Here is a 13,698-nt window from a genome sequence, read left to right on the forward strand (position 1 = left end):
GCGGGTCAGGCGTCTTCTGCGTTTTCGTTGGGGAAGATGACGGGGATCCCCTCGCGCGTGGCCACAGGTCGGCCTCGCGGTGGGCCGCCCTCCAGCACGACGACGATCTGCGCCCACTCCGGCACCGGCTCCGCATTTTCGATGGTCTCCACGACGTGGGCGCGAAGCCCCGTCGGGTCGACGGGCGCGGGCTCGCCCGGCGCGACAAACAGCGCCAGCCCGACGACAGCAGCGCAAACCGTGGCGCGGGGCCGGCCCGCCAAGAACCCGGCGAGCACCCACCCGTAGACCACCAGCGCCGTCAGCGGGGTGGCCGACACCGTGGCGCTGGGCAGCCCCGCGCCGAATTTCGCCACCGTGTGCACCCACCACGCCAGCGGCTCGACGCACCACAGCACCGGCACCTCCAGCCCGCCGGGCAAAAGCGACGCCACCGCCGCGATGAGCCCCAGCACCGTCACCGGGCCCACCACGGGTGCGACCAGCACGTTGGCACCGACCGAGACCAGCGAGACTTTGCCGGCCATCATCGCCACGATGGGCATGGTGGCCAGGTCCGCCGCCACCGCCACAGCAATGGCGCGCACGAGGATGTCCGGCCAGCCAGTCACCGCCAGCGCGCGGTACAACAGCGGGTAGAGCGCCACGATGCCGGCCGTCGCCGCCACCGACAGGGCGAAGCCGTAGTGCACCGAAAGATCCGAATCCACCAGCACCAACCCGATGACCGACAGGCACAGCGCGTGGATGGGCTCTGCCTGCCGGGAGGCGAGCACCGCCACAAGCCCCACCAGGCCGGACACCGAGGCGCGCAGCACGCTCGGCTCCGGGCCAACCAGCGCGGCGTAGATCAAAAGCGCCACCGCCGAGGCGGCGATCCTGCCGCGTAGTCCCGCCCCAATTGCGGCCGCCGCCACGGTGGCGAAGGTGGCCACGATCGCAATATTCGCCCCGGACACGGCGGACAAATGTGACAGGCCTGTGTCGATGTACATCTGTTGTTCGGCTGGCGGTTGCAGGGAGACGTCGCCAAGCACCATGCCCGGAATGAGCCCGCGCGCACCCTCGCCCACCTGCGCCTGGACCGCCGCGGCGAAGGTGGAACGCACGTGGTGCGCGAACGCCGCCAGCCCCTCCGGCGGCCCGAGGACCTCGACGTCGCCGTTGAGCACGAACGGGTTCACGCCCGGCACGCCGGACTCCTTTGACACCCCGCGGCCCACCACCTGCGCGCCGGCGACCGCGCCGTCGGGCAGGTCGTCTGCGAACACCGGCGTCGTCGACGGCTGGTCGGGCACCTTCACCCGCACCAGGTAGGCGCCGGACTCGGTCTGCTTCGGGGTGCCGCTGACGGTGCCCACGATCTCGGAGGCGGAGACGCTTGCGTGTTTGCGCACCGCCGCCGTGAGTGTCGCCGCCGCGCCGAGGCCCGCGGTCAGCACCGCCTGGCCGTGCTCGCGTGCGAGCAGGCAGCCGGCGGCCAGCACCGCGACAACAAGAAGTGCCGCCCACACCCCGAACAGGACGCAGCACGCCGCCGCGGCCCACACCGCCAGCGCCGCCGGCACCAGCCGCAGCTCCGACACCGCTACAGCCCCACCATGTCACGCATGGCCTCGAACTTCGCGGGTCCGATGCCGCGGACGTCCATGAGCTGCTCCACCGCGGTAAACGGCCCGTTGGCCTCGCGGTGGGCCACGATCGCCGCCGCGGTCGCCTCCCCCACCCCGGGCAGCACGGTCAGCTCGGAGGCGGACGCGTTATTCAGCGACACCGTTCCAGTGTCAGGCGCGGCCGCTCCTCCGCCGCCTGCCGGGGGCGCCGCGCCGACGGCCTGGACGTGGATCTGCTGGCCGTCCACAAGCAGCTGCGCCTGGTTGTGCGCCAACAAATCCGCGTGCGGCAGCGGCTGTGCGATCTGCAGGGCGTCGGCGATACGGGAGCCCTCGTTCAGCGTCATCAGTCCCGGGTTGGCCACCTCCCCCACCACGGCCACGACCACCACCCCGCTGACCTCGGTCGGCGAGGCCACCTGCTCCCAGTCGACGTCCCCCTCCGACCCGCCGCCACGCAGCAGCGCCCACGCACCCACCACAACCAGCAGCGCGACCACCGCCGCGGCGGCCGGCTTCACCGGCACGGACACACGCGGCGCGGGATAGCGCACGGCCAGGAGGTCCTCTTCCCCGGTGGGCCGGGTGAGCTCCTGGAGACGATCGATGGCGTTCATGCCCGGCACGCTAGGTCCACAAACCCCGCACCGGAAGACCCCAACCGCAAACCTGTGGATAACGTTGTTGCAGCGTCACCTATCAGGGCGGGTTATCCACACCTACTGGGCTGATTCCCGAGAAGAAAAGACAACCGACAGCCCAATGGCGCCGGGGCCGGTGTGGACCGCGAGGACGTCGACAAGCGGCTCGCACATCACCCGCGAGCCCTCCGGCAACTCCGCCTCAAGCGAGGCCACCAGCTGCTCGGCCGCCTCCTCGGCGTCCGCGTGTTGGATCGCCGCGAACACCGGCTGTCCCTCGGCGCGCTCCACCACCAGCTCTGTGAGCTTGGCAAACGCCTTCGACTGGGTGCGGGTCTTGCCGGCGAGCTCCAGCTTGCCGTCGTGGATGCGCAAAATCGGCTTGTTGGCTAGAAGCGCAGCCGAGAGCACCGCGGTGCCGGTGGGCAGGCGTCCGGACTTGCGCAGGTCGTCGAGCTGGTGCAGGTACACCCACGTCTCGGAGCGGGCGAGCGTCGATTTCGCCATCGCCTCGCACGCCGCCAAATCGCCGCCCTCCTGGGCCACGGTGGCGGCGGCCATGGCGGCCGCGCCGATGGTCATGCCGGCGGCATCCGTCTCCACCACTTTCACCGTGCCGGGAAACACCGCGGATGCCGCCACGGCCGCGGACCACGTCGACGACAGCGCCTTGGACAGGTGCAGCGCGATCACCCCGTCGTCGCCGCCGCGCTCCAGCTGGCGCGCGTAGCAGGCCGCAAGCTCCAGCGAGGACAGCCCGGAGGTGCCCTTGTCCTCGCCGCTGCCCATGACGTGCATGTCGGCGACGGTGATGTCCAGCTCGCGGACCACCTCGGGCGGCAGCCCCGCCGAGGAATCCACCACCACGCGCACTGCCATTTAGTTCAGCCCCCGGTTCCAGGCTTCGAGGAACCAGCGGATCTTCGCCGGTTCGTCCAGGCGCGGCATCGCCACCAGCCGCGCCGTGTTCGCGTTGCCCAGGCCCTTGATCGCGGGGTACTGCGCCACCACGAAGCCCAGCAGCGACGCGGTCAGCGCGGCGATGGTGCCGCCGTGGGAGACCAAAAGCACGGCGGAGTTGTCCCACTCGTCGTAGTCGCGCATCAGCTCGCCCACCACGGCCTGCGCGCGCGCCGCCACCTCGAGACGGCTCTCCCCGCGCGGCGGCGCCCACGTCGCGTCCGTGCGCCACACCGCCCGCGCACCTTCGTGCTCCGTGTCCACCTCGGTGTGGGTTTTGCCTTGCCAGTCGCCGAGGTGCGTTTCGCGCAGCCGCTTATCGACGTCTACAGTCAACCCCAAATCCGCCGCAACCACGTCAGCAGTGTTTTTCGCGCGCACGAGGTCGGAGGAGATGATCTTGGAAATACCCAGGTCACGCAGCTCTTTGGCGGCGGCGTGGGCCTGGTTCACACCGCGTTCGGAGAGCACGGTGTCCAGCTGCCCCTGCATGCGGGAGGTGGCGTTGTACTCCGTTTCGCCGTGGCGCAGCAGGATCAAACGTCGTTGCATGCGCGACGCCTAGAACTCGTCGTCTGCGGCCGCCGGGCCGTCGCCGGCCAGCGGCAGGTCCTCGATGTTCTGCGCCTCGCGCAGCTCGGCCTCGTTGCCGAAGGTGGCGGGGCGCTCGTAGGGCTCCAGGCCCTCGACCTCGATAGCCGGGCAGTCCGCGTACAGGCGGTCCAGGCCGTAGAACTCGCGCTCTGCCTCGCGCTGGATGTGCACGACGAAGTTGCCGTAATCCAGCAGCACCCAGCGGTTTTCGCGGTTGCCCTCGCGGCGCTTCGGCTCCACGCCCTCATCCGTCAGGTCGTCTTCGACCTCCTGGACGATGGCGGCGACCTGGCGCTCGTTGTCGGCGGAGACGATCACGAACACGTCCGTGATGGCCATGACGTTGGAGACGTCGATAACAGCGATGTTCTTGCCAAGCTTTTCGTCGGCCGCTTTGGCGGCAATCTTGGCCCGGTCGATGGAGATCTGCGGAGCGGTCAAGTGGCAAACCCTTCGTTGGTTGGACAGACCCCGTCATTGTCCCACGACACGGCCTAAGAGTGCTACTTAGGCATAGAGGGCGTTCTTGGTGATGTACTGCACCACCCCGTCCGGCACGAGGTACCACACGGGCCGGCCCTCGGCGGCACGCTCGCGGCAGTCGGTAGACGAGATGGCCATCGCTGGGATTTCCACCAGGTGCACGCGCTCCTGGATGTCGGCCGGCAGCATGTCCTCGCGCAGCTCGTAGCCGGGGCGGGTCACGCCGACGAACTCGGCGAGCTGGAACATCTCCTCCCAGTCGTGCCAGGACATGATGGAGGCCAGCGCGTCGGCGCCGGTGATGAAGTACAGCTCCTCGTCCGGGAACTGTTCGCGCAAGTCCCGCAGCGTATCGATGGTGTACGTCGGCCCGTCGCGGTCGATGTCGACGCGGGAGACGGAAAAGCGCGGGTTGGAAGCGGTGGCAATCACCGTCATCAGGTAGCGGTCTTCCGCCGGGCTGATGGTCTTGCCCGCCTTCTGCCACGGCTGGCCGGTGGGCACGAAGATGACCTCGTCCAGGTTGAACCGGTCCGCCACCTCGCTGGCGGCGACCAGGTGGCCGTGGTGGATCGGGTCGAACGTGCCGCCCATGACCCCGATGCGCCGCGCCTGCTCCAAGGAAGCTGCGTAGTGCTCCGTCATGCGCCGTTACCTCGCCGGGGGCAGCATGCGGATGTCCACCGACTCGATGAACAGCAGTCCGGCGCCGAGCACCAGCGCGAGCAGTGCGCCGACCACGCCGACGACGGCACCGATGCTGAGCTCGTCGCGTGTGTCGTCCGCCCACTTGTTGGCGCTGCTCGAGGAGCCGGCGGCAACCTCACGCTCCTTGCACACCTGCTTGCCGTCCACCTCCACCGGGATCGGGTTGCCCTTGGCGTCCAGGATCGGGTTGCCCTTGGCGTCCACTTCCCACTCGCAGGTCTTTTCCACCGTCACGCGCTGCGTGGTGTCGCGCGTGATGGTCTCCGCGCCCGCAGGCGCAACTGAAAGCGCGACGGCGCAAGCGGTCGCGGCGGCGGTGGTCCGAATCAGCTGGTTCATTAGCCGTACCGTACCTGATCCACGAAGCGCCCGAACGCGTCGGAGACTTGGTTGTCCCAGCGGGAGCTCCAGCGGAAGTAGCGGGCGTGGTTGCCGCCGGTGGCGCGGGAGGCCTCCAGCGTCTGCACGGACAAGTCGCACACGGCGTCCAGCGGCAGGCAGTAGTTGACGCGGTTGCGGGTCGCCGCGGCGGTCTTGGTGTTGAACGGCAGCGCGCCGAGGATGCCACCCGCGCCGCCGCCGCGCACGCCCACGGTGGACCAGTCGCCCGGGGCGGTGTTCGGGTTGCCAAAGTAGACCACGCCGGCGAGCTGGCCGCGCCGCGCCAGTTCACGCTCGTGCTCCAGCAGAATCATCGCGCCCTGGGAGTAGCCGGACAGGATGTACTTCGGGCGGCAGCCGGTGGCGCGCTCGTAGTCGTTGACCATCTGCATCACACCACCCCGGCCGATCTTCACCGAGTCCAGGAACTGGGTCGCGGCGGTGCGCGCCATCATGAACATCGGGCTGGCCCACTGGATGGCAAGGCCCAGCGCCTGAAGGAGCGTCGACGGCACGGCAACCTCGGGCACGTCGTACTCCGGGAAGGTTGCCGGGTAGTAGCGCGGCTCCAAGCCGATGACCTCGACGTCCTTCATCAGCGAGTTGCCGCCGTGGGTGGCGGTGTAGCGGCGCTCCGCGTGCTGGAGGAAGGCGCGGATGGTCTCCGCTTCCCAGCCGTTGGAGGTCCAGGCCGCCCCGCCCGAGTAGCGCGTGGGGTAGATCTGGGTGTTTTGGCCGGAGCCGCGGGCGGCGATGACCGCGACGGCCGGGCAGCGGGTTTGCGCGTCGGCTTCCTGCACGGGCGCGACGGGGGAAACGGTGGCTGTCACGGCGGTGGCGACAGCGGTGGCGAACAGGCCGAAGCGGGCGCGCCAGGAGGAACGGGATTTTTTCACGCGGATAGACTAGCGCACCTGGCCGGTACCTTCCAGGATCCATTTAGTGGTGGTCAGCTCCGGCAGCGCCATCGGCCCGCGGGCGTGCAGTTTCTGGGTGGAGATGCCGATTTCGGCGCCCATGCCGTATTGCTCCCCGTCCGTGAAGGCGGTCGATGCGTTGAGTACGACGGCGGCGGCGTCCACGGCGTCAGCGAATCGTCGTAAAGCATGTGCGTCCTGGGCCGCAATCGCCTCGGTGTGGCCGCTGGAGTAGCGCGCGATGTGGGCGATCGCCCCCTCGACGCCATCTACGACGGCACTCGCGATGTCCATGCTGAGGTACTCCTCGGCGAAATCGGCCTCGGTTGCAGGCGCAACGTCCGCACCGAACGCATGATGCTTCTCGACGTCTCCGTGCACCTCAACCCCCGCATCCTGCAACGCAGCAACGACCGCGCGTTTGTCCTCGTCCGCGAGAGCGGCGTCAATGAGCACCGTCTCGGTGGCGTTGCACACGCTGACCCGGCGCGTCTTGCCGTTGATGAGCATCGCGATCGCCTTGTCCAGGTTTGCGGAGGCGTCGATGTAGAAGTGGCAGTTGCCGGTGCCCGTCTCGATGGTGGGCACGGTTGCGCCGGTGACCACCGCCTCGATGAGCCGGGCGCTGCCGCGGGGGATGACCACGTCGACACACCCGCGTGCGGTGATGAGGTCCTGGACCGAATCGTGGGACTCGCAGGGCAGCAGCTGCACCGCCTCGCGAGGCAGGTCGTGTGCTGCGAGGGTGTCCTGCAGCACCTCGACCAGTTTTTCGTTGGAGCACCGCGCCGTCTTCGAGCCGCGCAGCAGCGCCACGTTGCCGGATTTCAGCGCCAGGCCGAACGCGTCGACGGTGACGTTCGGGCGGGCCTCGTAGACCATGCCCATCACGCCGAGCGGGACGCGCACCTTCTTCATCTGGATGCCGTTGGGCAGCGTGCGGCCGGTGAGCACCTCCCCCACCGGGTCCTGCAAGCTGGCCACCTGGCGCAGGCCGCCAGCGATGCCCTCGATACGGTCCTGGTCGAGCGCAAGCCGGTCCAACACCGACTCCGCCAGGCCGTTTTGGCGGCCTTGCTCCAGGTCGCGGGCGTTGGTCTCGAGGATCTCCCCGGCGCGCTCCGTCAGCGCGGCCGCCGCGGCCAGCAGCACCGCGTCCTTCGCCGGGGTCGGCAGCGCGGCGATGACCGGCGCGACCTCCTTCGCGCGGCGCGCCTTCGCGAGCACCTCCTCGCGCTCGGCCTGTCTTTGCTGGTCAGTCTGCTGCGCACTCATGCAGCAATCCTAGCGCTAGACGATTACCAAAACCCTTGACACCGGCGCGGGGGTAGCCCACTATTTCGGTATGACCGATCTGCAGCTCTTCAACGTCCCGGAAAAGCTGGTGCGCGCCCTTGAAGCGCAGGCCCAGCTTCGGAACACGTCTGTGTCCGACGTCGCTGTTGACGAGCTGACATTCGCGCTCAACCGTCGCAAGCGTTCCGCGGCCCTGGCTCGACTCGCCAATCTTCCCCGGGTGAGCACGAAGGGCGAATCCATCGCCGAAGCTGTTCGCGCTGAACGGGATGCCCGCGCATGATTCTGGATACGTCCGCTGCAATCGAGCTATTGCTACGGACTGAGAAGGGCGACCAGGTACTCGAGCTGGTCTCTGTTGAAGACGCAGAAATCCACGCGCCTCACCTACTGGTAACTGAAGTCGTGCAGGTAATGAGAAGGCAGGTGCGTTCCAACGTTTTAGACGTGAGTAGAGCGGCCGAGTCTTTATCGATCTTGAGCGAGCTGGGTATCCAATTTCACGGACACCTTCCGCTCATGGCTCGAACCTGGCAGCTCCGCGAGAACGTCTCCGCTTACGATGCCACTTTCATTGCGCTTGCCGAAACGCTTAATCAGCCGCTCGTCACCGCAGATGCCCGCCTCGGTAACGCACCTGGATTCGGGGCCACCATACTGGTCATTTAGTACCCCGCGTCGACGTCGACTTCGGTGGCCATCTTCTCGCCCGCGGTAAACAGCTCCCAGTTCTTCGCGGCCAGCCCGCCGATGCGGCGCTCCATGAACCGCGGGATGTTGGCCACGTGCGGGGTGATCACGCAGTTGTCCAGGCCCCACAGCTCGTGGTCGGCGGGCAGCGGCTCGGGCTCGGTGACATCCAGGCCGGCGCCGCGCAGGCGGCCATCGGCAAGTGCCTGCGCTAGCGCCTGCGTATCGACGAGCGGCCCGCGCCCCACATTGACAATCACCGCGCTGTCCTGCATCTTCCCGATGGTCTCCACGTTGACCATGTGGCGGGTTTCCTCGGTCAGCGGGGCGATGAGGACGAAGTAGTCGTGGTTGGCCCAGACATCGTCGGAAAGCGTCACGGTGCGGTCCGCGCCTTCAACGGGGTTGCCGGAGCGGTTGACCGCAGTGATCTCCATTCCGAAGGGTTCGAGGAAACGGATCAGCGTTTTACCGATGCCGCCGGCGCCGATGATCGCGAGCTTCTTGTTGTCGAAGAGGTATTCCTTCTCCTTGAACAGCTGCGTGTTGTTCCACTCGCGATCTACCGCTTTCATACGGTGCTCTACTGCCAGTAGGAGGGCGAGGGTGGATTCGGCCACGGTGTCGTCGTAAAGCCCACCCGCATTAGCAAAGCGCACGCCATTGGCCGCATGCTTGGACAGAATGCCGGCCTCCAGCAAACCTTCAATGCCGGCGTACTGGATCTGCACAACCTTCACGCTGTCCGGCAGCTCATCCGGGAAATCCTTCGGACCGCCACCGAACAACACGAGGTCCGGGTTGTCCTCAAGGGCGACGTGTTGATGTCCCTTCGCCTCCAGCGCGGCGATGGGTTCGTTTTTAGGCTTTGGCAAATACGTGAACTTCATGCCTACCCAGAGTATGGAAAAACTCGACCTCCGGCCCCGGCATTCACACCCCGGCATTCACACCATTTAAGTGTCCAAGACCGCCGGTGCCGCCCCTGGGAAACTGACAAACGAGTCCCGCGAACGTGCCAACGGACTCTTGAAACGTCTTCGTCAATTCGACGTGGTCATCGACTGCGACCCGTCCTCCCCACCCATCGTGGGCCTCACGAGCCTTCCGGGCTTCACCCACCTGCCACGCACAGTAGAAGACAAGAACTTCGTCATGAAGATCAAACCCGAAACTCGCATCACTCCGCTGGGTGACAAGATCTGGCGCATGGTCCTTCGGAGATAATCGACTCCATGCGTTCTCTCATCCTGAGACTTCTCGTCATTTTGCTCGCAATCGTATTGCAGCCGGTGCGGCAGACCTTGTAATTGCCAAACGTGCGGGATTATCCCCGATTGACAGGCGGGCTCTCGAGGAGTTCCAAACACTCGCCGACACCCCGCAACTGTGGCGCGACGTCGACGTAGTGTCACACCCGTTCGTCCTCATGAGCAAAGACTCCGGATTCAGCTATCTCGTCACAAACGAGCCAGTATCGTCGCCGTTTGCCGAGCCGATTCCTGCACCGGCGGCAGAAGGTTTCCACGTATACCGGCTTGCACGCCTTTACCCGCAGCTGCTGCCAACATGGTTGCTCGGTGGCAACTTCACCACTATCGGTCACCCAAACGAGTGCTCGGTCAGGATTCCTATTACGTGAAGTTCGGCGAGCACAGCTTCGACGTTCCAAACTCTTCTGAACACTTCATCACTTTCCTCGCACACGAGGCTTTCCATTTCTACGGGCAGGAGAACTGGAGCATGGATCCGGGTCCGCTTGGTCAGCCAGATCTTGCTTTGCTGGAAGAAGAGCTCGTGCTTTTCGACGAAATACGCGCCGAAACCAGCCCAAGCCGCCTCAGAGACTTAGCCCACGGGCTGTTGGCTATTGAGATGCGCCGACTCGCTGCCGACCCGGAGTACGTCGCCGCTGAACGCTGGAAGGCAACGGTCGAAGGCACAGCAACATACGTTGGGATCAAAGCTTTGGAAATAAAGGCCCTTACACTATCGTGTCGCAGTGGACGGATAAAAATGGAAAGCTGGTTTACCTTCGGGAAAAGGCTCGGACGAAAAACCAGAACAAACACGGTCTATCCATTCGTGCTTCACAAGCTTCAACAAAATATGCGCCAAAAATTAAGCGCTCCGGCGACCGCTATGAATATCGCCTGCCCATGGATCATATTTCCTGCTCAGGTTGGGGACCTTTTAAGAAGTGCCGGAAAGTTGAAACCACAGACATATTAACGGTGGTTGGTTTCAACAAGATAAGGGACGGCAAACCTTACGGAGTTGTAACCACTCACTGCCTTGGCTACCAAGGCCGTTGCCCGCAATGGATTATCAATTCACCGCAGATTAAATAGCAAATGTACAAAACGATGCCTCAATCGTGGGCCACGGAGCTCGCTGGGGAAGACATTTCCGGGAAAGATATGTCCAACTATGACCTGACGGATATCAATCTCGAAGGAAGCATATGCAAAGGATGCTCGTTTCGCGGCTCCATGGTGGCATGGGCTAACTTGAAATCGGCAGATTTCACCGACGCAGATTTTACGAACGCAATTCTTAGCGAGTCAGACCTTCGTGGAGCGACATTAACGCGCGCGAATTTTACGAACGCATATCTGGTACCTGTTACCGCCAGTCCAAGGCAATTCTCTGAATGTACAGGTTTGGATGCAAGTAATGCGATACTTTATAGCCCCTGATTGCGCCTACACGAATTCCGTTCAAGCCCTACGGTGTATCGGGTGTTGAAAAACGCATAGATACGGCGCGGCGTGCGGGTGAATATACGCCCCACGGTGATTGCTGTATGGCAGGCAATATGTTTAGGCATATGGCACGACATACGCTAAAGCATATGTTATAGCGTATGTTCACCGAAACGTGGCTTTACCTGTTGGTTCTTTCATTGAGGCGGGCTCCGAAAATGCCAGTCCACAGGGCGAGTAGTCCCAGCGACGCAATAAGTGCGGTAAGAATTAGCGGCAGCTCTGCGAGGTTGAAGATGAGATAAGCGCCCAGGATCATTGCCACGCTGGTTCCGCCTCCAATCGCGGCGACTCGCATACGGTCTTGGGGCTGTTCGCGGCGGATGGTCTGGACGGCCAAGACGGTGGCACACACCAGCGCAGCCAAGACAATAACTATGTACAGTCCTCTTCTCCTTTCGGTGCTGGCGCTTATCCTATCGGGAGGGTGTGCACGGTCTGCGTGCTGCATTTCCTCAGAATCAGGGTGTGTTAGTGTTACCTCCCGTAAGATCCTGATGCGCGAAACGCACAGTCTCAGTAGGAAGTCTGAGCGATAGCACTAGCCAGTTCTATCCGTCGCTTTAGCTCTTGCGCTCATTAGAGCTAAGGAATCCAGCGTCGTCAGGTCCGCTTTAGCGTACCTGGAGACAACTTTGCCTGCTCAATTCACCCTTTTTCACGATGGTCAATTTTGGTGCGGAGTCTACGAGACTTCCAGTAACAACCAACTCCGCGCCGTCCGAGTAGTTTTCGGCCCAGAGCCTAATAACGCCGAACTTTATGAGTGGCTGCTCGTCAATGGTTCTTCCCTAGTCAAACGGGCCCATCGTTCCGTACCTATACCTGGCGCTATTGAAGAGCCACAGCGAGGAAATCCCAAACGCCTGCAGCGGAAAGTCAATAAAGAGCAACGCAAGACTTCAGGGGTGTCCTCGAAAGCCCAAGAAGCAACAAAATTAAATTTTGAATTAGCTAACGCAAACAAAAAGAAAGCTTCTCGGATCGCTCGGCGCGAGGAAGCGCAACGGAAATTTCAGATCCGTGCCGCTAAAAAGAAGGCCAAACATAAAGGCAAGTAGTCGAAGGCGTCAAAGCGAAGTTGCCATACAGCGAGAGCAAAGCTGTGTAGGCGTGAGTCAACTTATGCGCACGTACGCTCCCCGCTATATGCCTACAAGGACAAAGGGTGCCCCTAGCCTAGTGAGGGACGCGTCAACTCGGAAGATTTACATCGTTTGAGCTTGGCGTTTCCCTCCTTCCGAAGCCGTCGGATACGACTTCGGACCTATGTACTTCGACAACACCGCACACGCGCCGTTTTCAGAAATAGTGCCGTTCTACCAGTCAGGGCAGCTCGACGAAGGCTTTCTCGCCGGCCGGATGCCATACGAAACAGGAGCGCAACTCGCACTACTCCTCGATGCGCTGGACCCTGCCCAAAACTGGCAGTACTACCTCAATGGTCAAAGCCCGAATGAGAAGCGAACACTCATCGACGCCCTTGAACACACCCTCCAGGTGCACTGAAACTTCACTTACGGCTACCCCCTACAACCTGGAGGCGTAGTTGCTCAGGTAGTCGGCGTGGACGACTGGGCGGCGTTGGTGTTCGGGCAGCTCGTCGGAATGGCGTCCCAGCATCCCTGCGAGTTCGGAGGCGTCGTACGCCACTTCCCCGCGACCAATAGCTTCGGAGTCCGGCCCAAGGATCTCCACAATGTCGCCTGCATGGAACTCGCCTTGGATCCCGGTAATCCCCACTGCGAGCAGGCTCGTGCCGCCGCGGGTCACGGCCTCGACGGCGCCCTTGTCCAGGCGCAGCACCCCCTCCGCGTCCGCAGCGTAGAGGGCCCAGAACTTCCAGGCGTTGAGTTTGCTCTCCGGACGAGTGTGGAACACGGTGCCCACCTGCGCGTTTTCGAGCGCGTCCTCGATCTTCTCTGTGGACGTGAGCAACACCGGCACGCCGCCGCGGGTGGCCAGGCGCGCGGCCGAGACCTTCGCCGCCATGCCGCCGGTGCCGAAGACGCCCCCGTCGCCGGCTTCGACGTCGGTGAGGTCGTTGCCGGAGCGGACTTCGTCGAGAAGCTTCGCCCCAGGATCGGCGGGGTTTTTGTCGTAGAGTCCGTCCACGTCCGACAGCAGCACCAGCGCGTCCGCCGACACGAGGGTGGCCACGATGGCGGAGAGGCGGTCGTTGTCGCCGAAGCGCATCTCGGAGGTGGCCACGGTGTCGTTCTCGTTGACGATCGGTACCGCGCCCATCTGCCGCAGCCGGTCGATCGTGCGCTGCGCGTTGCGGGCGCGCTCGCGGGACCCGGCGTCGCTTTGCGTGAGCAGCACCTGTCCAACCGTCCGGCCGTAGCGCGCGAACGAGGCGCCCCACACCTGCGCGAGGTGGATCTGCCCCACCGACGCGGCCGCCTGCTTGGTGGCCAGATCGCGCGGGCGCACCTTCAGCCCCAGCGGCCCCATGCCCGCCGCGATGGCGCCCGAGGACACCACGACCACTTCGGAACCGCGCACGATGCGGTGTTCAATAGCGTCCACGATGCGGTCGATCTTCGCCGGATCCAGCTCGCCTGCGGCATTGACCAGGGAACTCGTGCCCAGCTTGACCACAATGCGGCGAGCGGCGGCGATCTCTTCGCGGAGGGAAGTCATGCGT

The 13,698-nt window shown here is 64.2% G+C and carries 18 protein-coding genes; 7 read left to right on the forward strand and 11 right to left on the reverse strand.

What is annotated here, in order from left to right; genetic code table 11:
• Nucleotides 1-5 precede the first annotated feature (5 nt).
• The 9 genes from O5O53_RS08025 to O5O53_RS08065 all read right to left on the reverse strand — a co-directional run bounded on the left by O5O53_RS08025 (nt 6) and on the right by O5O53_RS08065 (nt 7,572).
• Nucleotides 6-1,586: a ComEC/Rec2 family competence protein gene (locus O5O53_RS08025; protein WP_269511139.1), complete on the reverse strand. Its 1,581-nt coding sequence runs from the start codon at nt 1,584-1,586 to the stop codon at nt 6-8.
• Nucleotides 1,587-1,588: 2 nt separating this feature from the next.
• A complete protein-coding gene (locus tag O5O53_RS08030; protein WP_269511142.1) occupies nt 1,589-2,230 on the reverse strand; it encodes a ComEA family DNA-binding protein in 642 nt (213 codons plus the stop codon).
• A 102-nt stretch (nt 2,231-2,332) separates the two neighbouring features.
• The gene (locus O5O53_RS08035; RefSeq protein ID WP_269511146.1) at nt 2,333-3,133 is read right to left on the reverse strand and encodes a DegV family protein; all 801 of its coding nucleotides are present in this window, start codon (nt 3,131-3,133) and stop codon (nt 2,333-2,335) included.
• A complete protein-coding gene (locus O5O53_RS08040) occupies nt 3,134-3,766 on the reverse strand; it encodes a histidine phosphatase family protein (RefSeq protein WP_269511149.1) in 633 nt (210 codons plus the stop codon). It lies immediately after the preceding gene.
• A 9-nt stretch (nt 3,767-3,775) separates the two neighbouring features.
• The gene (gene rsfS / locus O5O53_RS08045) at nt 3,776-4,249 is read right to left on the reverse strand and encodes a ribosome silencing factor (protein ID WP_239306239.1); all 474 of its coding nucleotides are present in this window, start codon (nt 4,247-4,249) and stop codon (nt 3,776-3,778) included.
• 66 nt (nt 4,250-4,315) lie between these two features.
• The gene (nadD, locus tag O5O53_RS08050) at nt 4,316-4,936 is read right to left on the reverse strand and encodes a nicotinate-nucleotide adenylyltransferase (RefSeq protein ID WP_239306238.1); all 621 of its coding nucleotides are present in this window, start codon (nt 4,934-4,936) and stop codon (nt 4,316-4,318) included.
• 6 nt (nt 4,937-4,942) lie between these two features.
• A complete protein-coding gene (locus O5O53_RS08055; protein WP_181888920.1) occupies nt 4,943-5,338 on the reverse strand; it encodes a hypothetical protein in 396 nt (131 codons plus the stop codon).
• Nucleotides 5,338-6,276: a cutinase family protein gene (locus O5O53_RS08060; RefSeq protein ID WP_269511151.1), complete on the reverse strand. Its 939-nt coding sequence runs from the start codon at nt 6,274-6,276 to the stop codon at nt 5,338-5,340. Before O5O53_RS08060 ends, O5O53_RS08055 begins: the two co-directional genes overlap by 1 nt.
• 9 nt (nt 6,277-6,285) lie before the next feature.
• Entirely contained in the window at nt 6,286-7,572 is a 1,287-nt protein-coding gene (locus O5O53_RS08065; RefSeq protein ID WP_269511154.1) for a glutamate-5-semialdehyde dehydrogenase, read from the reverse strand.
• A 70-nt stretch (nt 7,573-7,642) separates the two neighbouring features.
• Between O5O53_RS08065 and O5O53_RS08070 the strand changes: the two genes are divergently transcribed.
• Both O5O53_RS08070 and O5O53_RS08075 read left to right on the forward strand, forming a co-directional pair.
• Nucleotides 7,643-7,876 (forward strand): hypothetical protein, encoded by a 234-nt coding sequence (locus O5O53_RS08070; protein WP_126857909.1) that lies wholly within the window; start codon nt 7,643-7,645, stop codon nt 7,874-7,876.
• On the forward strand, nt 7,873-8,262 hold the full coding sequence (locus tag O5O53_RS08075; RefSeq protein ID WP_269511157.1) for a type II toxin-antitoxin system VapC family toxin: 390 nt from the start codon (nt 7,873-7,875) through the stop codon (nt 8,260-8,262). The genes O5O53_RS08070 and O5O53_RS08075 overlap by 4 nt, the downstream gene beginning before the upstream one ends.
• On the opposite strand, the gene O5O53_RS08080 is transcribed toward O5O53_RS08075, so the two are convergent.
• Nucleotides 8,259-9,173: a D-isomer specific 2-hydroxyacid dehydrogenase family protein gene (locus tag O5O53_RS08080; protein WP_269511160.1), complete on the reverse strand. Its 915-nt coding sequence runs from the start codon at nt 9,171-9,173 to the stop codon at nt 8,259-8,261. The two genes, O5O53_RS08075 and O5O53_RS08080, sit on opposite strands and share 4 nt — an antisense overlap.
• Before the next feature lie 70 nt (nt 9,174-9,243).
• Between O5O53_RS08080 and O5O53_RS08085 the strand changes: the two genes are divergently transcribed.
• The 5 genes from O5O53_RS08085 (at nt 9,244) to O5O53_RS08100 (ending at nt 12,557) form a co-directional block, all read left to right on the forward strand.
• Nucleotides 9,244-9,510: a hypothetical protein gene (locus tag O5O53_RS08085; RefSeq protein WP_269511163.1), complete on the forward strand. Its 267-nt coding sequence runs from the start codon at nt 9,244-9,246 to the stop codon at nt 9,508-9,510.
• A 411-nt stretch (nt 9,511-9,921) separates the two neighbouring features.
• Nucleotides 9,922-10,515: a hypothetical protein gene (locus tag O5O53_RS08090; protein WP_269511166.1), complete on the forward strand. Its 594-nt coding sequence runs from the start codon at nt 9,922-9,924 to the stop codon at nt 10,513-10,515.
• A gap of 188 nt (nt 10,516-10,703) precedes the next feature.
• Nucleotides 10,704-10,982 carry a pentapeptide repeat-containing protein gene (locus tag O5O53_RS11750; protein ID WP_158093103.1) on the forward strand — a complete coding sequence of 93 codons (279 nt, stop codon included), beginning with the start codon at nt 10,704-10,706 and terminating at the stop codon, nt 10,980-10,982.
• Nucleotides 10,983-11,683: 701 nt separating this feature from the next.
• Nucleotides 11,684-12,109, forward strand: a complete 426-nt coding sequence (locus tag O5O53_RS08095) for a YjdF family protein (RefSeq protein ID WP_269511169.1) — start codon at nt 11,684-11,686, stop codon at nt 12,107-12,109.
• 208 nt (nt 12,110-12,317) lie between these two features.
• Nucleotides 12,318-12,557, forward strand: a complete 240-nt coding sequence (locus O5O53_RS08100) for a hypothetical protein (protein ID WP_181888928.1) — start codon at nt 12,318-12,320, stop codon at nt 12,555-12,557.
• Nucleotides 12,558-12,578: 21 nt separating this feature from the next.
• Here the strand turns inward: O5O53_RS08100 and proB are convergent, their stop codons facing one another.
• Entirely contained in the window at nt 12,579-13,694 is a 1,116-nt protein-coding gene (gene proB / locus O5O53_RS08105; protein WP_269511172.1) for a glutamate 5-kinase, read from the reverse strand.
• Between the last annotated feature and the right edge of the window lie 4 nt (nt 13,695-13,698).

Origin of the sequence: Corynebacterium faecium, assembly GCF_027257105.1 — a bacterium.
Classification (GTDB): domain Bacteria; phylum Actinomycetota; class Actinomycetes; order Mycobacteriales; family Mycobacteriaceae; genus Corynebacterium; species Corynebacterium lehmanniae.